The sequence below is a fragment of the Streptomyces sp. NPDC002884 genome (assembly GCF_040295245.1).
GTDB lineage: Bacteria > Actinomycetota > Actinomycetes > Streptomycetales > Streptomycetaceae > Streptomyces.
Window position 1 is genome coordinate 118,791 of record NZ_JBEOVB010000012.1, and the last position, 25,297, is coordinate 144,087.

The 25,297-nt window shown below is 69.0% G+C and carries 20 protein-coding genes; 9 read left to right on the forward strand and 11 right to left on the reverse strand.

Features of this window, described 5'->3' with window-relative positions; translation table 11 throughout:
* Positions 1-545: 545 nt before the first annotated feature.
* The 3 genes from ABT070_RS24205 to ABT070_RS24215 all read right to left on the reverse strand — a co-directional run bounded on the left by ABT070_RS24205 (position 546) and on the right by ABT070_RS24215 (position 4,207).
* Positions 546-1,751 carry a cytochrome P450 gene (locus ABT070_RS24205; protein WP_351763924.1) on the reverse strand — a complete coding sequence of 402 codons (1,206 nt, stop codon included), beginning with the start codon at positions 1,749-1,751 and terminating at the stop codon, positions 546-548.
* A gap of 134 nt (positions 1,752-1,885) precedes the next feature.
* Positions 1,886-2,725 carry an alpha/beta fold hydrolase gene (locus tag ABT070_RS24210; RefSeq protein ID WP_351763925.1) on the reverse strand — a complete coding sequence of 280 codons (840 nt, stop codon included), beginning with the start codon at positions 2,723-2,725 and terminating at the stop codon, positions 1,886-1,888.
* Between the two features lie 663 nt (positions 2,726-3,388).
* Complete coding sequence (locus ABT070_RS24215; protein ID WP_351763926.1) at positions 3,389-4,207, reverse strand: hypothetical protein; 819 nt, start codon at positions 4,205-4,207, stop codon at positions 3,389-3,391.
* A 180-nt stretch (positions 4,208-4,387) separates the two neighbouring features.
* Between ABT070_RS24215 and ABT070_RS24220 the strand changes: the two genes are divergently transcribed.
* Positions 4,388-5,341 (forward strand): ADP-ribosylglycohydrolase family protein, encoded by a 954-nt coding sequence (locus tag ABT070_RS24220; RefSeq protein WP_351763927.1) that lies wholly within the window; start codon positions 4,388-4,390, stop codon positions 5,339-5,341.
* A 134-nt stretch (positions 5,342-5,475) separates the two neighbouring features.
* Here the strand turns inward: ABT070_RS24220 and ABT070_RS24225 are convergent, their stop codons facing one another.
* Together ABT070_RS24225 and ABT070_RS24230 are read right to left on the reverse strand one after the other, a co-directional pair.
* Complete coding sequence (locus tag ABT070_RS24225; protein ID WP_351763928.1) at positions 5,476-5,814, reverse strand: thioredoxin family protein; 339 nt, start codon at positions 5,812-5,814, stop codon at positions 5,476-5,478.
* 335 nt (positions 5,815-6,149) lie between these two features.
* Positions 6,150-7,289 (reverse strand): PucR family transcriptional regulator, encoded by a 1,140-nt coding sequence (locus tag ABT070_RS24230; RefSeq protein ID WP_351763929.1) that lies wholly within the window; start codon positions 7,287-7,289, stop codon positions 6,150-6,152.
* 87 nt (positions 7,290-7,376) lie between these two features.
* Here ABT070_RS24230 and ABT070_RS24235 point away from each other — a divergent pair, with 87 nt between their 5' ends.
* The 3 genes from ABT070_RS24235 to ABT070_RS24245 all read left to right on the forward strand — a co-directional run bounded on the left by ABT070_RS24235 (position 7,377) and on the right by ABT070_RS24245 (position 12,023).
* Complete coding sequence (locus ABT070_RS24235) at positions 7,377-8,432, forward strand: ferredoxin reductase (protein ID WP_351763930.1); 1,056 nt, start codon at positions 7,377-7,379, stop codon at positions 8,430-8,432.
* A gap of 7 nt (positions 8,433-8,439) precedes the next feature.
* Entirely contained in the window at positions 8,440-9,558 is a 1,119-nt protein-coding gene (locus ABT070_RS24240; protein WP_351763931.1) for a fatty acid desaturase family protein, read from the forward strand.
* Between the two features lie 323 nt (positions 9,559-9,881).
* Entirely contained in the window at positions 9,882-12,023 is a 2,142-nt protein-coding gene (locus ABT070_RS24245) for an NACHT domain-containing protein (protein ID WP_351763932.1), read from the forward strand.
* A gap of 153 nt (positions 12,024-12,176) precedes the next feature.
* Here ABT070_RS24245 and ABT070_RS24250 read toward each other — a convergent pair whose 3' ends face one another.
* Entirely contained in the window at positions 12,177-14,768 is a 2,592-nt protein-coding gene (locus ABT070_RS24250; protein WP_351763933.1) for a tetratricopeptide repeat protein, read from the reverse strand.
* Between the two features lie 451 nt (positions 14,769-15,219).
* On the opposite strand from ABT070_RS24250, the gene ABT070_RS24255 reads away from it, so the two are divergent.
* Together ABT070_RS24255 and ABT070_RS24260 are read left to right on the forward strand one after the other, a co-directional pair.
* Entirely contained in the window at positions 15,220-16,098 is an 879-nt protein-coding gene (locus tag ABT070_RS24255) for a hypothetical protein (protein WP_351763934.1), read from the forward strand.
* Positions 16,099-17,191: 1,093 nt separating this feature from the next.
* Positions 17,192-17,587 (forward strand): pentapeptide repeat-containing protein, encoded by a 396-nt coding sequence (locus ABT070_RS24260; protein ID WP_502990184.1) that lies wholly within the window; start codon positions 17,192-17,194, stop codon positions 17,585-17,587.
* Positions 17,588-17,726: 139 nt separating this feature from the next.
* Here the strand turns inward: ABT070_RS24260 and ABT070_RS24265 are convergent, their stop codons facing one another.
* Positions 17,727-19,022 carry a hypothetical protein gene (locus tag ABT070_RS24265; protein ID WP_351763935.1) on the reverse strand — a complete coding sequence of 432 codons (1,296 nt, stop codon included), beginning with the start codon at positions 19,020-19,022 and terminating at the stop codon, positions 17,727-17,729.
* A gap of 198 nt (positions 19,023-19,220) precedes the next feature.
* Between ABT070_RS24265 and ABT070_RS24270 the strand changes: the two genes are divergently transcribed.
* Positions 19,221-19,370 carry a hypothetical protein gene (locus ABT070_RS24270; protein ID WP_351763936.1) on the forward strand — a complete coding sequence of 50 codons (150 nt, stop codon included), beginning with the start codon at positions 19,221-19,223 and terminating at the stop codon, positions 19,368-19,370.
* Positions 19,371-19,478: 108 nt separating this feature from the next.
* On the opposite strand, the gene ABT070_RS24275 is transcribed toward ABT070_RS24270, so the two are convergent.
* The gene (locus ABT070_RS24275) at positions 19,479-20,504 is read right to left on the reverse strand and encodes a hypothetical protein (RefSeq protein ID WP_351763937.1); all 1,026 of its coding nucleotides are present in this window, start codon (positions 20,502-20,504) and stop codon (positions 19,479-19,481) included.
* 810 nt (positions 20,505-21,314) lie between these two features.
* Between ABT070_RS24275 and ABT070_RS24280 the strand changes: the two genes are divergently transcribed.
* Positions 21,315-21,581, forward strand: coding sequence for a hypothetical protein (locus ABT070_RS24280; RefSeq protein ID WP_351763938.1), 267 nt, complete (start codon positions 21,315-21,317; stop codon positions 21,579-21,581).
* Between the two features lie 9 nt (positions 21,582-21,590).
* The gene (locus ABT070_RS24285) at positions 21,591-22,502 is read left to right on the forward strand and encodes a helix-turn-helix domain-containing protein (RefSeq protein ID WP_351763939.1); all 912 of its coding nucleotides are present in this window, start codon (positions 21,591-21,593) and stop codon (positions 22,500-22,502) included.
* A 163-nt stretch (positions 22,503-22,665) separates the two neighbouring features.
* Here the strand turns inward: ABT070_RS24285 and ABT070_RS24290 are convergent, their stop codons facing one another.
* The 3 genes from ABT070_RS24290 to ABT070_RS24300 form a co-directional block, all read right to left on the reverse strand.
* Positions 22,666-23,289 (reverse strand): S8 family serine peptidase, encoded by a 624-nt coding sequence (locus tag ABT070_RS24290; protein ID WP_351763940.1) that lies wholly within the window; start codon positions 23,287-23,289, stop codon positions 22,666-22,668.
* Positions 23,213-23,755: a S8/S53 family peptidase gene (locus ABT070_RS24295; RefSeq protein ID WP_351763941.1), complete on the reverse strand. Its 543-nt coding sequence runs from the start codon at positions 23,753-23,755 to the stop codon at positions 23,213-23,215. The genes ABT070_RS24290 and ABT070_RS24295 overlap by 77 nt, the downstream gene beginning before the upstream one ends.
* Positions 23,756-24,423: 668 nt before the next feature.
* On the reverse strand, positions 24,424-25,086 hold the full coding sequence (locus ABT070_RS24300; RefSeq protein ID WP_351764051.1) for a GAP family protein: 663 nt from the start codon (positions 25,084-25,086) through the stop codon (positions 24,424-24,426).
* Positions 25,087-25,297 lie beyond the last annotated feature (211 nt).

Here is a 25,297-nt window from a genome sequence, read left to right on the forward strand (position 1 = left end):
CGGAACTGTCCGGACCATTGCTGGCCGGCCTCCTGACCGGCGCCATTGGTGTGTGACGGCCTTGTTCTCGGCCAAAGCGAGGCGGTGTGGACGTTCGCGTTCTTCCCCAGGAGCGACTTCACGTAGTTCCCCAGGCCCTGGTCCGGTGGGGGGCGGCCCGGCCCTTCGTCCGGCGAGGGCCGGCGGCTGGCGGCTGGCGGCTGGCGGCTGGCGGCTGGCGGCTGGCGGCTGGCCGAGGATCGAGGAAGCGGTCGCGGCGTGACGACGCGCGGCCGCCTCGAAGGGGGGTTCAGCCGTCCAGGTGCCCCGATCCTGACCTCCGCCCTCCCCAGCACTGATCAGGAGAACTCGGGATGGGGGAAACTACGTGACCCTTGAACCACTCTTAATCGCCGACAGGCGGGCGACTCACACCCGGAGTCAAACGCTGCGCCCCCGCCGCCGGGTCCGGCGGCGGGGGCGCAGCGCTACGGGAGACAGCCGTCCAAAGCCCTACGAGGGGACCTCGGACACCTGGATGCGACGTGTTGCCGGGGGCGCCGCGGTCACCAGAGGACGGGCAGCGCGAGCGGATAGCGCCAGATCGACGTCCTGTTCCAGCGCACCTCTTCGGCCGGCTTCGCGAGCTTCAGGTCGGGGAAGCGCTTCAGGAGGCTTCCGATGGCGACCTGCAGTTCTGTGGTGGCGAGCGGAGCGCCGAGGCAGTGGTGCCCACCCCAGCCGAAGGTCATGTGAGACGGACCGGTGCGTTCCAGATCCAGCTCATCGGGCCGGTCGAACTTCCGGCCGTCACGGTTGGCCGTCAGATAGGAGACGTGCACGATGTCCCCGGCGTGGATCGTCACCCCGCTCAGCACCACGTCTTCGGTGGCGACGCGGGGGATGCCGACGCCCTTACGGAAGGGGATGAAACGCAGCAGTTCCTCGATGGCCTGCGGGAGCATCCCAGGATCGGAGCGCAGCATGGCGAGCTCTTCGGGACGGGTGAGCAAGGCGTAGGCGATGTTCCCGATCTGGTAGGTGGTGGTGTCCTGGCCGGTGATGAGCAGGACCATGGCCATGACTGCCAGTTCCTGGTCGTTGAGAATCTCATCTCCGTCACGGGCCGCGGCCAGCGTGCTGATCAGGTCCTCGCCGGGGTTCTCACGCCGGTGTGCCGTCAACTTCTCGAAGTAGGCACGCAGATCGGCCTTGGCCTGTACGGCGTTGTCCCGGTTGTCGATGCCGATGTCCATCATGGTCCGGGCGTGGGAGCGCAGTTGGGCGCGATCGGCCTCGGGGATGTCGAGGACCTCGCAGATGGTGGCCAGGGGCAGGGGGTCCGCCAGATGCTCGGTGAGGTCTGCGGGAGAGCCGTGCTCCTCCATCCGGTCGAGCAGCTCGTCCACGACATGCTGGGTGCGGACCCGCATGCGTTCCATGTGGCGGGGCGCGAAGCCTTTGGAGACCAGGCTGCGCAGACGGCTGCTGCCCGGTGGGTCCATCACGTTGATCGCCTCGTCCTGAACGATGGGTTCAGGGGTCATGCGCGGAAAGTTCCGGCCGATGACGGCGCTTCGGCTGAAACGCCGATCGGTGGTCACCGTGCGCACATCGTCGTAGCCCGTGACGAGCCAGGCTTCGCCGTCGCCGTGGGGCAGCCGGATGCGGGAGACGGGCTCTTCGGTCATCAAGTGCTTGAGCACAGGGTCGAACTCGAGCGCCTCGGCATAGTCGAACGGACATTTTCTCGAGGCAGCGGCTGGTTCCATGCGAGGCTCCCGACGGGGGTCTGATGAGTAGCTCGAAGATGCCCGGGGGCCGGACAGGACATGGGTGCCCGATCACCCGCAAAAGCACGCAACCCTCCGGCCGATCGGCCTAACAGTCCCTGACGAAGATCAGCTCATGCCGACCCCGGGCTCGGTCGGCCGGAGGAGTGGTGGCCGGCCCGGGCAGGTGACCCGAGGAATGCACGGATCGCAGGCGCGATGGCGCGGGCGAGGTCTTCGGCCGTCTGAAGATCGTCGCCAATGTGGACCATGGCCAGCTGCCCGTTGGGAAGGGTCTCGGCGGCTTCTTCGGCAAGAGCGGTGGGGTGACGTGGGTCGGCGCCGGGGAAGACGAGGGTCGGCACGGTGATCGTGGCAAGTTCGCTGACGCTTCGGAATGAGCGGTCGTGGCCGATGGCGGCTGCGGCCACGATGCTGGCGGGATCCGACCGGGGGATGGCGTCGCGCACCATGGCCCCGACAATGGGTGGGAAGTAGGGGAGGATGGGCTCCCAGCCAGCCTCGATGCCATCGGCAGCGACACGCGCGGCGAACGCATCGAGGAACCGGATCTCGGCGTTCTTCGCTTCGTCGTCCTCGATGTCCTCGACCCCGATCAACACGGCGGCTCCCACTCGGCCCGGGTGCGCAACTGCGGTTCTGAGCGTGATCGTGGAGCCGATGCCCGCTCCGGCGAGTACGGCATCGGGGCGACCAATGTGGTCCAGGAGCCAGATCACATCCCTGGTGTACTGGTCCCAGGTGTAGCGGGCCGGGTCCCTGCAGACCGAACGGCCGTAGCCTCGCAGGTCGGGCAGGACGACCATGTAGCGGTCCGCGAGCCGTTCGGCCAGGGGAAGCATGCTCATGTGGTCGGGGCCGCCGGCGTGCATGAGGACAAGGGCTTGGCCCTCTCCGACGACGGTGGCGTGCAGGACGCAGTCGTCGGCCGCCCGGTAGCTGATCTCTGCCATGAGCCGAACCTAGAGCGGTTACCCCAGCGTCCGGAACGCAAAATCCGCCGGATGATGCCGCCATCCCGCCACCTTGGCCGTCACCGCGCATCCAGTCTCCGCGGCCAGCAAACCCGGCGAACCTACGCGGTCACAGCACTGGCAGGGGGTTCCATAAGGCCATCCGCAGGTACCCCGTGCCCCCCTTTCGGCGCTGCCCAAAGTACTGCTGGAAGTCGTGCCACTCCTACTCGGTGGACCAGCGGAAAAGCCGCTCGCGAAGTCCGACGGGAGTGTGCGGGCGACGAGTCCGTCGACTCATCACCGTCCCGGCCGCGCCGCCTTTCGATGCCAGTCCTGCATGGGCACCACCGCTCGGAAGCTGCGCGGCGGCTCCCCTCCCCCAGCTCTCGCTTCTGTGGCGTTTCTACCAATGGACCACCCAGGCCAGGTCCGGGCGGATCGGATCGGACCGGCGGTGAAGGCGAGGATGCACGCCTCGTTCGGTCCGTCTGTCACCGGTCCGAGCAACCCGACATGATGCGGGCGGCGGCGTACAGCCAGGCGCAGGTGCGATGACGAGCCATGTCTGTCGGGCAGCGGGCAGCCGCCAGCGAGTCTGCGGTGAGGACGACCGTCACGCGCAATGCAGCGGCCGGGAGGACTCCGCCGTGGAGTCCCGGTTCAGGACGACCGCGGGGTCGGTTGCGGCTCGCCGTCAGCCTCCCGGTCGCCGGCGAGATACTCGAAGAACTCGTCGAGCAGGCTGAGCAGTTGGTACACAGCGTGCTGGTCGTCCTCGTGCGACCACGGCTCCGCGGGGCGGCCCTCGGGAAAGACGAGCTTGACGACCAAAGTCGACCAGATCAGGTTCCGACCGAATCCCAGTTTGGCAGCGAGCCACTCCTGAAACCCATTCAGCAGGCCTCCTGCAACGGCGACGTTGTAGCCGGTGAGGAACCCGGTCACCGACTCGAAGTTGACATGGGCAATGTACGTACCCGGATATGTCTTGAAGTTCTCCCAGAACTCCTGGCGTGACCCCATCGGCTTGCGCTTGCCGGCACGCCTCCAGGCGGGGGGAATGTCCGACAGATCGGTGCCGACCCCCCAAGTGGAGTACGAGACCGCCTCCGGCCCGACGCCGAGAGCCGCGAGGAGACGGCCCGCGCGCGCGGCCGGGTCGACCGGTCCGCCCTTCCGGGTCCAGACATGCGTTCCCGGAGCATCGCCCTCGTGATGGGTAGCGACGAAATCCGTTCCGTCCAGCACGAAGAAGGCACCCCGGACGCTGCCGTGTCCGTCCCACGAGGTCTCGAGGGTCAGTCTCAGCCGTCGGGCCACCGCGTCCAGGTCCACCGAGAGCAAAGCCAGCGAATGCAGCGGCCAGCCTGCGCTTTGGAACATCGAAGTCTGCCGGGCCGGGTTGTGCCCACCCGCCCGGGGTTCCGTCGCAGGCTCCCAGTCGTCCTCGGCATCCGGTACGTACAGCAGATCAGTCACAGGGACAGTCAACCAGCAAGCCCCGAAGTCGATGTGACTGGTCGCCAGCAGTCTCGCAGCGCCGCGCCCGCCGACCAGCGATGCACGGAACTACGGAAGGAGCCAATTTCACCTACCCCTGTCACCGAAGGCGGAAATAGGGCCGCGCGGCCGTCGGCGCGGCACAGATAGCCTGCACGAATGAAGCGGATCCAGCGGGCCGCCGGCGTGATCGTCGGCTCAGCGGTGGGTGACGCCCTGGGCGGCCCCTTCGAGTTCGGTCCCCCGGGAGCGTTCTCCGCGCGGTTTCCCACTCCTGGTGCCGGTGGCGAGATGTGCGGAGGCGGTGGCTGGGACCCCGGCGAGGCCACTGACGACACGCAGATGGCCGTCCTGGTCGGGGAGTCGCTGCTGGAGCGGGGTGGACTGGATCTGCCGGACGTCTTCGCCCGCTTCCAGCGGTGGGCGGCATCAGAACCGAAGGACATCGGCCTGCAGACCGAAGACGTCCTGACCAACGGCATGCCCTGGGACCTCGCCGCCGCGATCCATTTCCAGGTCAACCAACGAGCAGCGGGAAACGGCTCCTTGATGCGGGCATCGACGTCCGCGGTCCACTTCGCGGCCGCCGGCCGGCAGACCAGCATGGACGCGGCCCGCCGCATCGCCGCCCTCACCCACGGTGATCGCGCGGCCTGGGAAGGCACCGCGATCTTCCACGAACTCATCCGCGTCACGTTCGAGGACACCGACCCCCTCACCGCGCTCCCGGACGTCCTGGCTCTTGTCCACCCCGACCACCGCGACCGTTACGCCACCGTCCTCGCGCCCGGCTGGCACCCCGATCAGGCGACCGAGTTCAACGGTGCCGTCTGGCCCTGCCTGGGCTCCGCCGTCTGGGCCCTGCGCGCCACCGCCGGCTTCGAAGACGCGATACGCGCGGCGATCGACCTCGGCGGCGACACGGACACCGTCGCCGCGGTGACCGGAGGCCTCGCGGGGGCGTACTACGGGCTGGACGCGATCCCCGCCCACTGGACCCGGCCGCTCCACGTCCCCCTCCCAGGCTTCGACGGACGGGTACTGCGCCTGGCCGATCTGCTCCACCTTGCCCACCGCCTCGGAGAGGAACCATCGGTGAGACAGGCACGGTAGCCCGCGTGGAGGGGGTTGTGTGACCTGTGGGGGTGTCTCAGCCCCCAGGTTTCTCAGCCCCCAGGTGTCTCAGGCTGCGCAGCTCCCTTGGACGAGTCGTGACGGGCGTCCCGGCCGCGTGCCGCAGCGGCCGCTCAGAGGTGGCCGTCCAGGAACTTCCGTACCTCGGCGGTGGTCATGGGCTCCGTGCCGTGCGCCACCGCCTCTCCCTCCTTCAGCAGGACGTAGGACGGGGCTCCGGTGATCCCGTATCGCTCGGTTGCGGCCGGACAACGCGTGATGTCGGCGCGGACGACCGTCAGGCGGCCCGTGTATGCGTCGGCGATGCCACCCACGACGAGGTCCATCACCCGGCAGGGCTCGATCGCCTTGGGCCATGTACCGGTGAAGTATGCGAGGACCGGAACTCCGCTCATCTCGAGGATGAAATTGAACTCCGCGTCCTCACGGGGTCGGTGAACCCGCTTCGCCATGGAAACTCCTGACCTCACGTACCGTCTTTCCATCCCCATCATCCCTCGCGCGATGTGCGCGGCCGGCCTGGTCAGTCGTCCGGTCGGCCTGTCGTCCGGTCGACCTGTCGTCCGGTCGACCTGTCGGTACGGGGGCACGGGGCCGTCGCGGAACCACGGTGGTCCTCGGCGCGAGCGGCCCGGCCCCCGCCCCCTGGTGACCATCACCCCCCGGTCCCAGCTGGCTGATACCGCTCCTCCCCTGGCCGCATCAGCCGGCTGATGGCACCGAGAACGAGGCACGATTCCCGGACCGCGCGCGGGCGCGACGCGGTCGTGGACGGTCGAAGTACGCGTCAGCCGTCCCGAAGACCGACCGCCAGCGTCAGTTCAAGGACCCGCTGTGGCGAGGCGAGATCCGGAAAGAGCTCCCGCAGCTGCGACATCCGGTACCGGACCGTCTGGGGATGGACGAACAACGCCGCCGCCACCTCGTCCCGTCTGCCCTGGTGCAGCAGCCACTCCCGCAACGTCTCCTCCAGCCGCCGTGCGGTCGCGACAGGCAAGGTCCGCAACGGTGCGAGAGCGCGGGCACGCAGGTCTGCGAACGCGTCCACGTCGGCGCTCAGCACCAGCTCGGGCAGGTGGTCCTCGGTGTCGCGGATGTCCGAGGAGAGGGAGCGCGCGCGTACGGCTCGTGCGTACGAGGCGGACGCGCGAGTCCATGGCCGGGCCGGGCCGACCACGGCGGTGCGGTCGGTCAGCTGCCGCAAGAGATGTGACCGGTCGGCATCGGGGACGAGCAGCACACCGGTGGCGTCCGGCAGATCGTCGAGGACGAGGGTGCTCAGGTCGAGCGCGCGGTAGGCAGGCCGGGCCTGGGCGGCGGGCAGCAGGACCGCGGTCAGCGAAGCGGGAGGCTGCCACCCGGCCCGTTGGGCAGAGGCCAGCAGCACGTCCGGGCTCGCGCCGGCGAGGAGGTCGCGGGCCAGGTGTTCCAGGTGGCGCTCATGGGCCCTGCCCCGGGCTGCCAGTTCGTCGGCGTGGCCGGCGGCGCTCGCGGCGGAGAGCTCGTCGATGTAGGCGAAGGTCAGCTCGGCGAACTTGGCGACTTCGGCGGCGGGCAGACCCGCGGGTACGGCACCCGCTGCCAGGCATCGCCAGGCCACGCGGGCACCGACGCGGTAGGCGCCGAGCAGGGCGTCCATCGAACGGCCGTCCCGGACCTCGCCGCGGCCCAGCTCGTAGGCCGCGTCACCGCCGTCGCCGCCTGTGGCGTTCCCGCTCGCGAGGTCCAGGTAGTGCCCCAGGGCGGTGCGGACGGCTCGGCGGATGGTGCCGCCCATACGGCCCGAAAGAGCGTTGGCGTACGGAGGGACCTCGTCGATGATCGCCTGGACGACCTCGTCGGCGGTGGTCTTCAGCGCGGCCCGCAGTACGGTGACCGTCGTCTCGTCCAGGGCCAGCTCGCTGGCCCTCCGGGTTACATGGCTCACGATTCTATTCCCTGCGAACAATTCCGTCGATCAGATTCACGTCCTACGGTCAGGACTTTACGCCCTGAGACGCAGCAAGCTGGGGCCATGACGAGTACAGCCCTCCGCAGCAGGGCGTGGAATCTGCTGGAGATGGTCACGACGCCGCTACTGCCGTCGGACTACCTCGACCTGGTCAGCCCGCTGCGTGCCGGCGCCGACCTGCGAGGGCGCATCGAGGCCGTGCGCCCCGAGACGGGTGACGCCGCGACCATCGTGATCAGACCGGGACGGGGCTGGCGCGGCCACACACCCGGCCAGTACGTGCGGATCGGGGTCGACGTCGACGGGGTGCGCCTGTGGCGTGCCTACTCCATCACCTCACCGACCGACCGCCAGGACGGCCGCGTCACGATCACCGTGAAGGCGATCCCGGACGGCAAGGTCAGCAACCACCTGGTCCGCGCGGCGAAACCGGGCACGCTGATCCAGCTCGACCAGGCGACCGGTGACTTCGTGCTGCCGCAGGCCAAGCCCGCCAAGGTGCTCTACCTGACGGCCGGCAGCGGCATCACGCCCGTGATGGGCATGCTGCGCGACACCGAGTTCGACGACGCCGTCATGGTCCACTGCGCGCCACAGCCGCAAGACGTGATCTTCCGCAACGAACTGCACGACCTGGTCGCGGACAAGAAGCTGCGGCTCACCGAGGTGCACACCGACACGGACGGCATGCTCGACATCGCCCGTCTCGACGAACTCGTGCCCGACTGGGCCGAGCGCGAGACCTGGGCCTGCGGGCCCGCGGGCCTGCTCGACGCCGCCGAAGAGCACTGGACCGGGCACGGCGTCCCAGAGCGTCTGCACACCGAACGCTTCCGCCCCAGCATCGTCGTCGCCGGCGACGGCGGCGAGGTCACCTTCAGCGCCACCGGCAAGAAGGTCGACGCGGACGGCGCGACGCCGTTGCTGGACGTCGGCGAGGAAGCCGGCGTGCTCATGCCCTCCGGGTGCCGCATGGGCATCTGCTTCGGCTGCGTCACACCGCTCAAGGCGGGCGCCGTCCGCGATCTGCGCACCGGTGAGATCACCGAGGCCGAGCCGGGCGTCCTCATCCAGACCTGCGTGTCCGCCGCGGCGGGCCCCTGCGACATCGAACGGTAGGAACACCTTGACCGCCATCGACCCCACCGCCCACCTGACCGCGGAGCAGATCGAGGAGCTCGGCCGCGAGCTGGACGCGATCCGCGACGAGGTGATCGCCAGCCGCGGCGAGAAGGACGCAGCCTACATCCGCAAGGTCATCTCGGCGCAGCGCAAGCTCGAGCTGGTCAGCAGGGGTGTGCTGCTGTTCTCGATCTTCCCGCCCGCGTGGGTGATCGGCACCGCCGGGCTGTCCGTGGCGAAGATCATGGACAACATGGAGATCGGCCACAACATCCTGCACGGCCAGTGGGACTGGATGCGGGACCCGAAGATCCACTCCACCGCCTGGGAGTGGGATCACGTCTCGCCGTCCGAGCAGTGGAAGCACTCGCACAACGAGCTGCACCACACGTACACCAACGTGATCGGCAAGGACAACGACCTCGGCTACGGCATCATGCGCGTCGACGAGGACCAGCGGTGGCACCCGTTCCACCTCGGCCAGCCGCTGTGGAACTTCATCAACGCCTGCTTCTTCGAGTACGGCATCGCGGCGTACGACCTGGAACTCGGCAAGAATCTAAACAAGCGCCGCCGTAAGAACCCGGAGTTCCGCGCGCGGGCCAAGGCCGTGGGCCGCAAGATCCGCAAGCAGGTGCTCAAGGACTACGTGATCCACCCGCTGCTGTCGGGCCCGTCCTTCCTCACCACGCTCGCCGCCACGTTCACCGCGAACCTGGTCCGCAACCTCTGGACCCACTCGGTGATCATGTGCGGGCACTTCCCCGAGGGCGTGCAGGTCTTCGAGCGCCGGTCGATCAGGGGCGAGACGCGCGGCCAGTGGTACCTGCGCCAGATGATGGGCTCGGCGAACATCAGCGGCAGCAAGGCCATGCACTTCATGACCGGCAACCTGTCGCACCAGATCGAGCACCACTTGTTCCCGGACCTGCCGAGCAACCGGTACGCCGAGGTCGCGGTGAAGGTGCGCGCGCTGTTCGAGAAGTACGAGCTGGAGTACGTCACCGGACCGCTGCCCAAGCAGGTGTTCTCCGCGTGGCACAAGGTCTTCCGCCTCTCGCTGCCGAACAAGAAGCCCAAGGTCAAGACGCCCGACCGCGAGCAGGAACTCGTCGCGGCCTGATTCCCGGTACTGGTTCAGATCTTTCGGCCGGGCCCACGGCGGTGCCGCGGGCCCGGTGAGATCCGTTGCGGAGGGTGGACACTCGGTTTGCCGACGGGCGGGCTGGGTGGAAGGCGGCCTGCGACCGTGGACACTGCAGGAACTCATGCTCGCCGCCCCCAGGTGCGGGGTGCGCAGGGTCCCGACCGGGGTTGCTTGGCACAACTGCACGCGGTCCATTTCACCAAATGACCTCTGGTACTGCCGGAGTTGGGTGATGATGTCTCGCTATGAGACGCGCCGGGCGCGGCCGGGGGCCGCGGCACGTGGGCCGGGTATATCTGATGCTGTGGGTGGTCGGGCTGATCTCGGCGCTTGTCGTAGCCCGGCGCTTTGATCTCGGAGTGGCTCAGACCGCTGCGGCTGCGCTTGCCACCCTGGCACCGGGCTACCTCGCCTGGGCGGCTTTCCATGCCGACCGCGTCGAGGCCGCCCCCGCGGACGAGGACAAGATCCTTGAGCAGTTGGCAGTAGCGGTCAGAACCCAGTGGGACAACGAGGCAGCCGTACGCCGGGTCAACGACCCCTACCCGTTGCCGGTCGCTTGGGAGACGGCCGGTGACGAACTGAGCGAGAGCTGGGCGCTGCTGACCGGCCTGGCCTGCGGCCGGCCGGGCGGGCCCCCCGGCGACCCTGGCCTGTGGCCTGCGGACCCCGCCGGACTGGCGGGGCAGGATGCCGAGATCGGGCACGTTTTCTCCGACCGGACCCCCACACGGCGTTTGGTGATCCTGGGCGAACCTGGGGCCGGCAAGAGTGTTCTGCTGGTCCGGCTCCTGCAGGACCTCATCGCCCGCCGAACCGCTGGAGACCCTGTGCCGGTGCTGTTCTCCCTGGCCTCCTGGGATCCCCGCCAGCCGCTGAAAACATGGATGGCCGGCCAGCTGCGCCGTGCCCACCCTGGACTGGCCACAGCGGCTCCGCCCTCTTTCGCCCTCATGCACGCCATCGACGGCCAGCCCGGCGATCTGGCCATGTACCTGCTGAACGCGGGCCGCATTTTGCCCCTGCTCGACGGCTTCGACGAACTGCCGCCCGCCCGGCATGTCACCGCACTCGACACACTCAACCGTGCACTGCCCGCCCGGCAGCCCGTGGTCCTGACCAGCCGCACTGGTCCCTACCGCATGGCCCTGACTCGGCCGGGCACCACTGCCCGCCTCAACGGGGCCTCCGCCATCCGGCTTCTCCCTCTCAAGGCTCAGGATGCCGCGGACTACCTGCGTCGCGACGCCGGCAGCCCCGACGCTCCCGCGGCCCACCGATGGAACCAGGTGATCGCCCATCTGGGCACCACCAGCCCGGTCGGCGAGGTCCTCGCCACCCCGCTGGGTCTGTTCCTGGCCCGCACCATCTACAATCCCCGCCCTGGGACAGCCGCATCACCGTTGGCGCCTCACCCTGACGAACTGTGCAACGCTGCCGCCTATCCCGACCCCACTGCCCTCAACACTCACCTCTTCCACGCCTTCATCCCAGCCGCCTACGCTTCCCAACAGCCCCGCCCCCCGCGCTGGACTGCCGATCAGGCCCACCGCGCTTTCGTCTTCCTCGCACGGTTCCAGCAGCACCAGCGCGCAGGCAGCCCCGACATCGCCTGGTGGGAACTGCCCAAAGCCATCCCGAAACGCACCCGCCGCCTGGTGTTCGGGCTCGCAACCGGGCTCCCGACGGGGATCACGGCGGGGCTCGTGACCCAACCCCTGTTCGGGCTCATGGCCGGATTCGTGGCCGGCCTCGTGACCGTAACCGCAGCCGGGCTCATGACCGCGTTCATGGGTGCCGGCACGCCACGAGTGCGGCTGCGTCTTGCATTGTCCGCACACGTCCACTCCCTCGGGCTCGTGTTCGTCCTTGGGCTCTGGCTCGTGGCCTCGCTCGTGATCGGAACTGTGGTCGGGCTCGTGGCCGTGCTCAACGGAATCGGAACCGCACACGGACTCTGGCTCGGAATCATGTCCGGCTTCTTGGTCGGGAGCGCGGCCCTGTTCATGAGCGTGCTCGTCGCCGATGCTCCCGATCTGACCGCCAGCCCGGGGCCAGTCACGCTGTTCGCCTCGGACCGCCGCACGTTCCTCACGTTCATGCTCACGGTCGCGGCCGTATTCGGGATCATCATCGCGCTTCCGTCAGGAATCGTGGTCGGAAGTGTGTTCGGCATCCTGCTGGGCGTCGCGGCCGGACTCGTCTTCGGGATCGCGGCCGGACTCGCAAGCGGGATCGTGTTCGGGGTCGTGGGCGGGTTGATTCAGACAGCATGGGGCTATTTCGTCATCAGCTGTGCCTTCCTTGCAGTGCGCCGCAAGATTCCCCGGCATCTCATGGCGTTCCTGCAAGACGCACACGAACACCGGGGCGTACTCCGGCAGGCCGGCGCGGTCTACCAGTTCCGGCACATCGACCTGCAACGCCACCTGGCCCAGTGAGGGCAATCAACGCGAAACGCCCCACCCGCCGGCCTGACGCGGCCTGACCGCCTGGGCATCGACATCGGTGAGTTGTCCGCCCTCGGCCCACCGCTCTCGGGCAGTCGTCGAGGTGCAACGCTCACGAGCCACACTCCGCGAAAAGGAAGACGGTCAGTCCCGCTGCAGCGCCTCCCGGAGTCGGCCGAGGATCGGGGCGAGCCGCTGCGTATCGACGAGCACCACGCGCCGGAGGTCCTCGAGGTCGTCAATGGCCTCTCTGATCTGGTGCCAGGAAGGCGAACACGACAGGAAGAGCTCCAACTGGCTTTCTGCGCCCTCCCAGTCGGGCAGCGCGCACAGCACCACCAGCAGGTTGCTCCGCGCCAGATCACCCCCTTCCGCCGCACCGGCCTGCGCCTCGTAGATCACTCGGGCATGCCGCCATCGCTCGCTCTGCTCAGGAGCGCCGGTCAGGCGCATGACGAGGGCGCTCTGGTAGTGGAACCATCCGCACTGGGGGCGCAGCGCGATGGCGTGCTCGAAGTCGGCAAGGGCCTGCGCGTGGTGTCCCAGGGCGCGGTGTGTCTCACCGCGCCAGCAGCGCGGCCAGGCGGCGTCGGGTTCCAGTCTGAGCGAGCGATCGAGGTCCGTGAGCGCGGTCTCGATGTCTCCCAGGCTCAGGTGGACGTCCCCGCGGGCGGCGTAGGCCCACGCGTAGTCCGGGTCGAGGGTGAGGGCGCTCGTGAAGTCGGCCAGGGCGGCCCGGTGACTGTGCATGCGGTGGTGCGTCAGGCCCCGGAAGGTCACGGCTCGGACGCTGCTGCGGTCCAGAGCGAGGGCTCGGTCGAAGTCCTCGATGGCGTCGTCGTAGAGGCGCAGGTTGAGTCGGCCGGAGCCGCGGTTGACCAGGTGCAGGGGGTCGTCGGGGGCGATCCTGACGGCTTGGTCGTAGTCGCTGACGGCGGCCTGGTAGTGGCGCATCCGGGTATGGGTGTGCCCTCGGCCGCCGTAAGCGCGGGTCAGGTTCGGGTTCAGGCTCAGCGCGGTGGTGTAGTCCTCGAGCGCCTGATCGTGGCGGCCCTCAAGTCGGTGATCCCGGCCGCGCAGCGCGTACGCGAGAGCCTGTCCTCGTTCTCCCAGGGCAGGCACGGCCAGCAGGACCGTGAGCGCTGCCGCCTCTCCGTACGGCTGGGTGGAGAGCTCCAGAAGGCGCTGCCCGGTCTGTGTGAGGTCCTCGGTTGCGCTGTCCTGGCCTGCCTGGACGAGCAACTGGGCCCAGCGGCGCAGTGATTCCGAACTGTGGGCGCTGGCGCACACCGTGTTGTGCAGTGCTTCCGACTGCGCGTCCGGGGCTTGGGCGCAGAGCAGGTGGTAGCTCTCGTTCAGCAGGTGGTCCTGCCACACGGGGTCGTCCCAATGTCCGTTGGGTCCCAGCAGGTCTCCCTGCTCGCGGCGCCAGGCGGCGAAGGCCCCGGCCAGTTCGGTGTGGCGGCGGCGCCAGTCAGCTGGAGAGTGTGAGCGCTGCAGGCGCAGCATGGATGAGCGGATCACGTCGTGATAGCGGTACTGCCCCGGCTGGCCGGTGAGGAAGGGCAGTTCGCGCAGGCGGCGCAGCCCGTCATCGTCGGCAGCGGCCGGGGCGAGGACGCGATAGATGTCGTCGTCGATCCGCAGGGGATACGCGCAGGCGAGGATCGTGTTGCGGTGGGCGGGATCCCTTTCCCACCTCAGGAAGCGCTCGACCGCGGTGCCGGACGGGTCCCCGACGGCATCCACGTCCTGCGGGCGGCTTCTGGCGAGCGCGTCCAACAGCACCGGGAGCCGCCCCGACAGGCGCAGGACGAGGTCCGTCACCCGCTCGTCGGTGACGCCGTGGGCAGCGAGCAGAGCCCGGGCCTCGTCCTCGGTGAACGGCTCGAGCGGGATCTCGTCGATGAGGTCGAGGCTGTCCTGCCAGCACGCTGCATTCAGGCGTCCCTGTCCGCACAGCACGGCTTGGACATTCACCGGTACGGCCCCGTACGCCTCGGTGACCAGCACGTCCCGCAACCAGGCGTCCAGCATGGGCGCCGTGCGCTCGTAGGTGTCGAAGAAGACCACCACCCATGGCCTGCGTTCGGCCACTTCACTCAGGTCGGCGAGGAAGGACGGGGTGAGCACCTTCAGAGGCGACAGCACGAGCCGCACGTCCTCGTGGCTGCGCAGCCGGCTCCCGACTGCCGCGCGTGCCCGGTCCAGGCCGGCGGCCATCTGGTCGGGACGAACCGCGCCGCTGAGCGCGCCGGCTCCCGGGACGAGCGCGAGACCCGCCACGCCGATCTGGGCAAGGATCGTGCTGGCCGCAGATGCGGTCAACGTCGCGCCGCTCTCATCTCCCGGCAGGGGCACCGCTGCGGCCGCCTCGGCCTCGTGACACTTCTGACGGTAAACGGCCAGCTGCTTGTCGAACGACTTCAGCGGACATCCCTGTCCTGCCAGTCGTGCGCTGACCGTCTCCATCGCCTCGACAGCGCTGTGCGCCTCCTCCCCGACGACGGCGGTGACGCCTCCGGCCTGCCGGGTCACGCTCTCCCATCGGCGGATCAGGGTTGACTTGCCCACGCCGGCGAGACCGTGCACATGGAAGAGGAACTGATACCCGTCGCTCCCCGGAGTGCGGGCGAGGTTCTCCCGGAACACCGCGAGCTCACGCCGTCGCCCGACAAAGCCTCCACTGCGCCGCTGGCGGATGAGTTCCTGCCGTGACACCGGCCCCTGTGCCATTGTCAGCCTCCCCCTCGAAACCCCGGCCTCCAGAGTGTCACCGCAGCAGGGCCCCACGCGAGAACGACATCGCCCGCCGCAGGCGGCCGACAACCTGGCGAATCTGCTTCGCCTGATCCTCCACCTGCCGGCCCTCCCGGTTCGGTGGGCGCCCGCACCCGCTGGCGTTCCCCCGCGAACGCCGGCTCTGCGTCGGCAGGAGTGCTTCGAGAAGCCCTCGCGGCCATCGCCGACGCATTCGAATCGCTGCCGACGGACGTCGATCCGGCGGTTCGCAGCTCTTTTCGGCAGCTACACGGCTCCGGGCCGCCTGCACACGGCTGCCCACCTCAATGGGGCACCTCCCGGGCACGCAGAAGTCCTTGACCTGCCGCTACGACACAGGCAAGCTCCTCAGGACCGCGCCGCCGTGGATGAACCCACTCCGCCGAGAGGCGTAGGGTCCGGGCCTGTGAGCAGCTCCTCCTGGCCCGACTGGGCCTGTCTCCACCACGCCTACGGCTCTGCGGAAGACGTCCCCGGCCAGCTGGCCGCGCTGTCCAGCGCCGATCCCGTCGTACGCCGTGCGGCCGTGTCGGCCCTGAGCGGGAACGTCTACCACCAGGGCACCCGGTGGCCGGCGAGCGCTCACGTGGTGGCCCCCTTGGTGGTGCTCGCGCACACGCCCACGACGCCCGACCGGGCGACAGTCGTGCACCTGCTGCACGCTGTCGCACTCGGCGACCTGCGCGACGATGTCCTGCCCTTCGACCCCGTGCGTACCTTCGCCGGGGCCGAACGGGTCGGCCCGTCGGACGAGGCCGCGGTGCTCCGCGTGCTGTTCGGGGACGAGGACCCGGACCCCGATTCCGTCGCCGACGTCGCCGATGCCGTGGCCGTGCGCTGGGCCTCCGACGCCTACCGCGCGGCCGAGCGCCATGCGCCTTCGTTCCTGACCTGGCTGGAGGATCCCGAGCCTGCCGTGGCCAGCCGTGCGGCAGCACTGCTGGCCTGGTTCCCCGAGGTCCCCAAACTCGCGACCGCGCTGGCCGACGTGGGGTTCAGCAGGGGCACCGCCCGGGCGTCGGCCAATCTCGCCCTGGCGTTCCTCCCCGGCCTTCTCGGCTCCGCCGAACTCGCGGCGCTCACCGCATGCCTGGGGTCCACGAACGAGGCAGTGCGGGTGACCGCCGCCATCGCCCTGGCCCGCCGCCAGACAACGGCACTGCCGGACAAGGCACTGACCGACCTGGTCCACGCCGACGACAACGAACTCACCGGCGTCCTACCGGGATGGGACCGCCCCCTGCGCGGCCACGTCGCACTCGCGCTGAAGCGCCTCGGCCTATGACATATCGGCGGGGGCGGAGAAGCCGTCATCCCGGATTCGCTGGTGCACTACCAGTGCGGGAGCCGGGACGGTGTCGGATCTTGCGGGCGTTCCTCGAGGTCGCACGGGCCACCATGGGCTGTCTCCGACGGAGCCGTCAGGGACGCCGTCGACGAACTCCAAGCCCCCCACAGCGGACTTCTGGGGCCTGTCCCCCAGCCCATCCCCGCCCTCGCTGCCCTCGCTGCCCTCGCTGCCCACTGGGACGAGCCCGTCACGACATGAGCCGCCGGCAGGGCACATCCGGCTGCTGCCGGCCGACTTCCAGCTGACCGTTGATCAGTCGCCCGCATGCCAGCGCCCTTGGCCGTCACTCTGTCAGAGGTCTTTCGACCGCGTCCGGTTGCGGTTGCCCGACGCGCGAGATGCGATGAGAGGGCGACCGGGAGACTGAGGGCTGACGGACTTCGCCGCGTCCCCGGGCGACGTCGGGTCCGCCGGCGTCGACCCCTCGGCCGACCCGCAGCGCCCAGGTCCGGAGGGTTGGACCGGATGCAGTGGATCGGGCTGACTGCGGCCACTCTGCCGGGTCTCGCCGCCCTGGCCGCGCTGCTCTTCACATGGATGCAGGTCGGGCAGGCAAGCAAGGAACTGCGGATCTCTGAGCAGGGGCAGATCACCAACCGCTTCAACGCGTCGATCAACAATCTGGGCTCCGAGTCCCTGGACGTCCGGTTCGGCGGCATCTACTCCTTGCAACGCATCATGGAGGACTCTGCCCGCGACCATGCCACAGTCGTATCAGTGCTGGCCGCCTTCGCACGGCAGCATGCCGGATCCAGTACGCAGCGCATGAAAGAACCGACGGACGCTGAAGCAGGAGTGCACGCGCCGAAAGCCGACGTGAAAGCAGCACTTACGGTCCTGGCCAAACGCCGATCCGACCGTGACGGCGGAGCGGTCGCCGACCTGAGCAAGACCGATCTTCGCAGCATCTCCTTCACTGAGAGGATCTCCGTCGAATTCCCCAGAGCGATCTTTCTCGAGGCGGACCTTCGATGGGCCGACTTTCAGAGGAGCAGACCTGCGAAAGGCATACTTCAGGCAGGCAAACCTGGACAATGCCTCCCTCGACAAAGGGAACCTCAGAGGCGCGGATCTCACCGCGACCACCCTGAAACGCGCGCAGTTGCCCGGCGCCGATCTTCGCGAAGCAGACCTGGGCTGCCTGTATATCAATAGAGCGGACGACCCAAGCAGCGGTTCCCAGTGCGCGGTGCTCCAGGAAGCCTTCATGGACGGCGCGGACTTTCGAAACGCCACGATGTTCAGCACGAACCTCATCCGGGCCTCCCTGAACGGTGCAGACTTCCGCGGCGCGGACCTCCGAAACGCCGACCTTCGGGATGCGTACCTCAATAAGGCGGACTTCCGCGGCGCGAAGCTGACCGGTGTGAAGCTGCATGGCGCAGACCGGGTCGGCGCGCGTGGACTCCCGGCTTCAGACTAAAGCCCGCCCTTGGCAGCGACGTCGGCCGGGTTGCCCCTCCGGTAGACGGGCGGGGGCACCGCGTCGCTCGCAGCCTCGCCATCCCGCCGGTCAGGTGCCTGCTCGACCCTGCGTAACGGCGTCCCAGGGTAAATGCCGGTCAGTAAGCTCCTACCGCTTTCGGTAACCATTCCATCACATATGGATAATTACTCAGGAGCAAGCAGGATCCCGCGACGCCGAGTACTGAAAGAATACATCCGCCGCCCAGACCGCCTTCGCTCGCCAGAATCGAAGGAGTGGCCATCAGCACGCAAGAAGCGAGTAGGCATAGCATGACAAAGAGAACAATTAAGAAAGATTTTTCTGGCTGATTCCGGACTTCCCCCCACGGGATCCCGAACCAGAACGCCCAGGCACCTGACATCAAGACGATCGGGCCTAGAGCCGCGATGCTCACCACTACGGCGTATACGGCTGTCCCGGCCGCTGCGCTCGCAGCTTTACCGGCTATGCACGACGCTTTTGAAGGCGCTTCGATCGACTTCCCGGGTCGCGATTTTCGCTCTTCCTCACATACGTGAGAGGGGGACATGGTTTGATGATGCTCTTCTTCGGCCACTTCAGGCACCTGCATGTTCGGGATGTCGATGCCGGGGTCGTAGGTCATCGGGGGAATTGGCGACTCATCTGCGGGGCATCCACTTGCCGTGCGTTTCGCGCGTCCGAGTGCTTCCTCCTCTGCACGATGACGCGGTTTCGGCTGTGAGATTTGAGTCGGAATTTGCGCCCTGAGGATCCGCAGCTCTGCCTCTGCCCGGGAAAGTTCATTTTCGGCAATCCGTGTACGAGCGAGAAGCGCAGACGTATGGTCCTGTGTTTTCAGCCTTGCTTCCTCAGCCGATTCCACTGCCATCTCCCACCGTGCATACAGTCGGTCGTAGCAGTCCCATGAAAGCTCCCAGTCGGCCTGTGCACGAGTGATCGCCGCACCCGCCGCTCTCAGGAACCGCAGCCCCTTCTCGACGTCCGAGCGGGCGATCAATTCTGGGAACCCGACGGAACTATCGGCCGTTTCCTGTCGGCGCTGGCGGATCCGTTCGTCCAACCGATCGAGCACCGTGCGCAGACTGCGCTCACCCGGAAGATTCTGGCCGGCCAGCCATCTCGACAGGGTGCTCTTGTCGACACCTAGTTGCGGCCGCTCTATCCGCACACCCTGAGCGTCAAGTGCCGTCACCTTTCTGGCCGCCTGGCCCAGGGAAGTCCAGCCTCCACGGGCCAGGAGGTCAGTCAGCCACACCAAGAAGGCTCCGTGTTCTGCTGTCAGTTCGTGCAGCGACCGGCCCTCTTCGCCTGTGCCCTTACTGGCGATCCCCCAGTTGGAGGGATGGTGCGGGTCAGGGTGATGAGCTGCGGCTTCAAGCATCGCGCCCCCGACGGGATGAAGATGCACCCCTGCATCCCCCATGCAATGCCCGTGCACCCCTGTACGACCTGGTAGGCATCCTCATTCCCTGGCAGAGGCACGGGGAACCGCGATGCCGGGATCCTCCGTGTCGGTCAGATCCCACGCCGAGGGCCCGCCGAGATCCTCACCCGTACGCAACGGCAGCCCCTCGAAGCCCGAAAGGGGAGCTCCATGAATGCTCAGATGGATGTCCGAACCGTCCTGCTCGTCGTCCTGGGCATCACCGCCGGCTGTCTCGCCTACCGCTCCCCGGAGTTTGGCGTAGCCCTCACCGTCGGCCTCACAGCCGTCGGCCTTCTCCAACTCCTGATGAAGGACTCCGATGGCCACTGAGCCCACGCCTACGACGCGGAGGCCACCCGATCCCTGCGGACTCTGTCGCAACCTGGTCACCGGCCGAACCGGACGCCGACTACGGCGCCTGGACCGCGGGGGTCCAGCTCACAGGTGGTTCAAGCCGCCCCCGTCCGCCCGGGGACCGGGCGGGGGCGGTCGCTCGGAAATGTCGCTCGGCGTCTGCGGCTGCTCGCCCTCGGGTACGTTCTGGTCGGGAGCCGGCCTCGGGGTCGGGGTCGGCCCCTCGCGGCGTACGATCCGCCGCCGGCCAGTACGCCACGATCCGCCGAATCTCGCGACATCCGTTTCCAGTTGTGTCGTGTCCTCACCCGGAACGTGCGCCAGCATCCGCAGATGGAGAAGCGCGGTGGCCTGTGCCTGCTCCGCCCACCGGAAGGTGACACTGTTTCTGTTCGTGGCCATGGTGAGCAGGTGATCTCTCTGTTCCAGGGCCGCCCTCGCGGCTCTCCTGTGCTCGGCAACGAGCGGCACCCGCTGAGCCGGCGGTTCGAACAGGTCCTTGAGGTCCGTCGATGTGGGCAGCAGAAGGGCCGCCAACGAGGTTCCGACCGTCGACACGGCGGCCGCGAGCTGGCTGCCCGACGCGACGGAGGCCACGGCGATGGCGGTGGTGGTGGCCACGTGCGGAATGAGCGCACGGGACACCCTGAGGGCTCCGTCCAGACGGACCTTCCAGAGACTGGGCGGACGACCGGACACCACCGCGTCGGCAGCCCGTCCGGTGAGGGTGATGATGTCGTCGAGGCTCCGCATTGCGTCGGCCCTGGCCTCATCGGACCTCGGACGCACCACGTGATCCCGCGCCTCTCCGAGGTCGAACAGGATGTCCGTGAAAGTGGGGGGAGGCGGATGCCTGTATCCCACGGACGTCAGAAGCTCTGGCACGATCAGGGCAAGACACGTGAACGCCGCTTCCGCCTCGACCGTGTCGTCAAGATCGGTCCGCGCCGGGATCACGCCGTCGGCTCGTGCGAGCAACTCCCTGGCGGACTCCAGCAACTCCTGTGCCTGGACGAGTTGGCCGGGTGCCCGCTCGCCCCCTGCGACGGCTCGGGCCAGCCTGCGCTGCTCCCTGACGAACTCCTCGAACCGGAGCCGCAGTTCCTCCACGGGTACGGTCATGAGCACCTCCCCTGGTCACCCTGCAGTGTGCTCGAAACGGGGCTTGTGGGGCAATATGGCCGTTCATCGGCCAAGTGACGTAAACGCACGTGCTGACCAGCAAGCTGCCCATACACCCAAGCCAGGGCGATCTGCGGGGAGGGAGAGAGGGGAGCGCCTGCGGTGGCCGTCGGCGCTGCCCCTGGGCGGGCCGCGCAGGGCCGAACGCGCCGCGTGGGCCGAACGCACCGCGGTGGCCGAACGCACCGAAGGCCGGCACCGAGGGGTGCCGGCCGGGCGCTGGGCGGGGCGCGGGCCAACGCGCCTGCCGCCTTCCTGAGGTTCGGGCTTGCGACCAGTCGCCGTCAGGAGAACACCGGTCGCCGAGCAGCCGGTGTCGTCGCTGCGCAGCGTCTATCAAGAGGTCACCGACCGCAAGCGGGTGAGACCGAATATTGGGCCTCATAGGCCTTGTCCGGCCGTGTGAGCAGCCGAGCACCACCTGCCCGGCCCGCTTTCCGAAGGCGTGGGCACCGCCGCGCTCTGGTCCTCGACGCATGAGGGGCCGACCGTCGAGGCGGTGCGGAACTCGCTGGCCGGCAGGGGACCATTCGCTGGGCCGTCAACCGGCAAACCGGGCATACGGATCGAGGCCGGCGGGCGCGGAGCGGGCGGAGCGTGGAAGGCTGTGCACACCGCGCAGCCCCGTTGTACGGCAGGGCCAACTGCCTTAGGGCTGCGCCGGATTGCGACCACGTCCGACCCCGGTCCCTGGCTGTCCCGCCTGGGACCGGGCCGCCCGAAGGAGACCTCTTTCTCGTGAACCACCAGCCTTCCCCTCGCACGCCCGCTGCCACCCCTGAGGCGTCTGGACGGTGGGGGCCCACGCACGCCCTGATTCTGCTGATCGCGTTCCTCGCCCTGGGCACCCTGCTGTTCCGCGAGGGAACGCCGGTCGGCGACATCCTCGCCCTGCTCGGGGGCTGTGGCACGATCGGCGCCGCAACCCTCGCGCTCGCCGGTGGCGGGCGGCGCCTGATCGCCGTCCTCGCCGAGGCTGCCGTGCGCTCCGGCATCGGGAGGTAGTCGCCCGCCATGCCCCGCACCGACCCCGGTACCGCGCGCCCGCCCTACGCCCGGCTCGCCGCCCACTTGACCTCCCTGCGTACCACCGCGCGGCTCACCCAGCGTGGCGTCGCCCAGGCCGCCGCCGTCTCCCGCGGCACCGTCCAGAACGCCGAGTCGGGCACCCGCGCGCCCTCTCCCGACGTCCTCGACGCCCTCCTCAACGCCTGCCGGGCCGGCGAGCACGACCGGCGCGAGGCGCACTATCTGCGCAGCCACGGCCGCGCCACCGCCCGCGGGCGGCACTACCCCGCACCCGCGCCCGCGCTCATCAACAGCCGCGGCGGACTGGCCGACGTCCTCGCCGACGCCTACGAGAAGGCCGGCGCACCCTCCCCCACTGCCTTCACCCGCCCCGCCACAGGGCTGACCCGGATCCCCCGGACCACCCTGCGCAACATCGTCAACCGCCGCAGACTTCCCGCGACCGAGGAACAGCTGGACACCTTCCTGACCGTCTGCAATGTCCGGCGCTCCGACCGGGCCCACATCCACGCCGCTTGGCGCCGCATCCGTGCCTGGCCGCAGCCCACACCCCCCACCCACCGCCACCGCGTCGCGCGCACGACGGGGCTCGACCACCCCAGAGTCGGCACCGGATACCGCAGACTTCTCGACCACCTGACCTCCGACGAGGTCGAGACCGCGCTGGCGTTCGGCGTCGCCCACGTCACCGCGGACAAAGCGCACCGCAACGGCGTCACCCCGCCCCCCTCCCTCGACACCATCGCGCCGATCGCCCATCTGCTGTCCGTCGTCGCCAGACAGCACCCAAACCCGACGGGCTCCAACTGGCTCAGCTCCGTCCTCGCAGATGCCACCCGCCGCACACCGTCCCGAAACCACACCCGGCCACCGGCACCGCACCTGACTTCTCATTGAGGTACGGGGCATCGGATGGGCGGTCCGATCTGCAGTCTGCTGCTTCTGCCGCGCCCGTCGCGCGGCCGACTCGCGACACAAGCGAAACGCGCAACGCGCAACGCCATGGGGTGGACGAGCTGGCGGTAGGACCAACTAGGACCGGAGCCGACCGGGCCAGGGGCTACCGGGGGGCCACGTACAGGAGCCGGTTGGGCGAGTCCTTGGGGTCCTGGATCACGTCCGGCGTGGCCTGGGCGGTGATCGCGTCCATCACCTCTTGCGCGGATGCCTGCGGGTACTGCGCGCGGTAGAGCACCGCGGCACCGGCAACATGCGGAGCGGCCATCGAGGTGCCGCTCTTGCGCTCGGTGGCGTCGGGGGAGCCGATTCCGGCCGACCAGATCTTGTCACCGGGCGCGAACAGGTCGACGGCCGGGCCCCATCCGGAGGATGGGCTGCGCGTGTCCCCTTCGCCGCTGGCCGCGACGATCAGGGCGGCGGTGGCACGGTTGCCCGCGTCCTCGTCGTCGTTGCCCGCGGAGACCACCCACACAGTGCCCCGGTTCACCGAGTTGCGGATGGCGTCGCGGATGGTGGCGCTGCGGGTGCCGTAGCTGAGGTTGACCACGGCGAGCGTGCCGGTGGCCTCCACGTCCGCGTCGATCCACTCGGCGGCCCGCTTCATCGACGAGTAGGTGGCACCCGTCTCCGCTCCCCCGCTGGGGCATTCACGGTCGATGTTCAAGGACTTGATGCGGACCGCGGAGGCAACGCCGAAGGTCCGTCCGGCAACCGTCGCGGCCACGTGTGTGCCGTGGGACTTGCACGTAGGGGTCCGTGTAGTCGGTCATCTCCGCCGCGAACTCGGCCCGGCCGGCGAACTCCTGATGGTCCGTATAGACCTTGCTGTCCACGACGTACGCGGTCACGGTGGCGGTGTCGACCGCGGGCGGGGAGAAGGATGCGTCCAGCGGCAGGTGGCGCTGGTCGATCCTGTCCAGGCCCCAGGAGCGGGGGCTGGTGGCCACCGTGGCGCGTTCGTCGGTGAGTTCCTCGGGCGCCGGGGTCGCCGCGTTCTGCTCGACGAACTCGACCTGGGGATCCTGGGCCATGCGCGCGGCCTGCTCGGCGTCCATACCGACGAGGAACACCACTCCGGTGCGGTGGTACGTCTCCTGGACCCTCGCGCCGTAGCGGCCCGCCAGTGCACCGGCCACCTCGGCACTCGCCTGCGCGGGGTCGCCGCGGACCGCGTCCGGCCGCACCGTCACCAGGTACTCCCCCGCGATCGGCGTGTCACCGGGCGCAGGCCTGAGCAGGCCGTGCGGACGAGGCCCGGCCGACGGCGTCACGCCGCCCCTACCAGCACCCGGGCAGCCTGCACCGCAGAGGGCTGCCACGCCCCGATGGCCATCAATGTGTATGTGATCGATTGCATACGGCGATCGTAGGAAGGCGGCCCGTCTCTGGCCCGGCGACGCGACCCCGGCACCTCAGGTATCCGCCGCACAGCGCAATCAGGGTGTCGGAGCGGGCCACGACCTGCACCGACGGCCAGGGAGCATCGGCGCGGATTCTCGGTGCACACTCCTGCCGACACCGTCGGCAGGAGTGTGCACCGGCACCGGCACCGGCACCGGCACCGGCACCAGCAGTGGCGGCAGCGGCAGGCGCAGGGCAGCGGTGCCGAGGTTCAACAATTTCGCGGGGGCCGCGGTGGACGACCGCCAGGTGTACGGCACACGTCGATCAGGGCGAACGGGGCCCGGCCGCTGACCGACGCCGCCGAGGACGGGGAAGCGATCGAGTCGTCACCTCCTTGCGCGGGACGCTCCCGCCGGGTGGACAGCGGTCGCTGGTGTGGAGATGAGCAGGGCAACCCACGTGATCGTCATCGCCGCGGCGGCACTCCCCCCTGGACAGGCAACGCTGGAAACGCTCATCGCCCGAGTCCGGTGAGTCCGTCGCCCAGGATGCTGGCGCCCAGAAGAAGGAACACGATCGCGGTGATCACGGTGCTGTTGGTGACCATGAATTGCCTGACACTGTCCAGGAACGACACCGCGCGCTGTCCGCCGAGGAGATGAATGATGACGGCGCCGAGGACGGTGCAGGATCCGACGAGAACGAAGACGGTGACGGCCACAGCGAGCTCGCCGTCATGAACCCCTGTTTCGACGATCGACGTGGCCGCCGAGGCTGTCAGGACGAGGTTCTTCGGGTTGGCGCCCGCCAGCAGCGCACCGAGGAGCAGTGCCCGCAGGGCCGAGACGTCATCGAGTGAGGCCATCCAGCGCGGCGTCTCGGTCTCGTTGCCGCCAGCTGGACGCTGCCGCCATGTGCGCGCCCCCAGCACGATGAGGGCCGCTCCGGCGAGTACCCGTCCCCAGTCTGCGACCGCTGACGAAGGGCTTTCGGGGTCGTCGGCTCCACCGAACACGACCACGACGAGCGTTGCCACGATCCCGAGCCCGGCGATCCACCCGGCCGTGAACAGCACGCCGTTGCGCCGGCCGTGTCGGCCGGCCAGGAGCAGCACGATCCCGATCAGGGGGAAAGGGCTGAGGGCGACCGCGAGTGCGGCCGGCAGCACGGCTCCCATAGCCTGGATCAACACCGGCTCCCCTTCCGACCACGTCCAGGGCACTGCGGCGTGCCCTTCACCGGACGGTACCGAGCGCACCCGTCCGGCAACCTCTCGCGCCGCCGTCCATATGGGTCATGGAGTGGTCCCGTCTGCGGAAGCCGTGAGGGGGAGCGGTAGGGTCGGCCGGTCTTGGCGGCGCTTTCGGGCCCGGGCCCGGGCTCGGGTA

What these genes read in the sequence shown, in the direction of transcription:
- ABT070_RS24205 (WP_351763924.1), bottom strand. Translation starts at nt 1,751, where the DNA reads ATGGAACCAGCCGCTGCCTCGAGAAAATGTCCGTTCGACTATGCCGAG.
- ABT070_RS24210 (WP_351763925.1), bottom strand. Translation starts at nt 2,725, where the DNA reads ATGGCAGAGATCAGCTACCGGGCGGCCGACGACTGCGTCCTGCACGCC.
- ABT070_RS24220 (WP_351763927.1), top strand. Translation starts at nt 4,388, where the DNA reads ATGAAGCGGATCCAGCGGGCCGCCGGCGTGATCGTCGGCTCAGCGGTG.
- ABT070_RS24225 (WP_351763928.1), bottom strand. Translation starts at nt 5,814, where the DNA reads ATGGCGAAGCGGGTTCACCGACCCCGTGAGGACGCGGAGTTCAATTTC.
- ABT070_RS24235 (WP_351763930.1), top strand. Translation starts at nt 7,377, where the DNA reads ATGACGAGTACAGCCCTCCGCAGCAGGGCGTGGAATCTGCTGGAGATG.
- ABT070_RS24245 (WP_351763932.1), top strand. Translation starts at nt 9,882, where the DNA reads ATGCTGTGGGTGGTCGGGCTGATCTCGGCGCTTGTCGTAGCCCGGCGC.
- ABT070_RS24250 (WP_351763933.1), bottom strand. Translation starts at nt 14,768, where the DNA reads ATGGCACAGGGGCCGGTGTCACGGCAGGAACTCATCCGCCAGCGGCGC.
- ABT070_RS24270 (WP_351763936.1), top strand. Translation starts at nt 19,221, where the DNA reads ATGGATGTCCGAACCGTCCTGCTCGTCGTCCTGGGCATCACCGCCGGC.
- ABT070_RS24285 (WP_351763939.1), top strand. Translation starts at nt 21,591, where the DNA reads ATGCCCCGCACCGACCCCGGTACCGCGCGCCCGCCCTACGCCCGGCTC.
- ABT070_RS24300 (WP_351764051.1), bottom strand. Translation starts at nt 25,086, where the DNA reads ATGGGAGCCGTGCTGCCGGCCGCACTCGCGGTCGCCCTCAGCCCTTTC.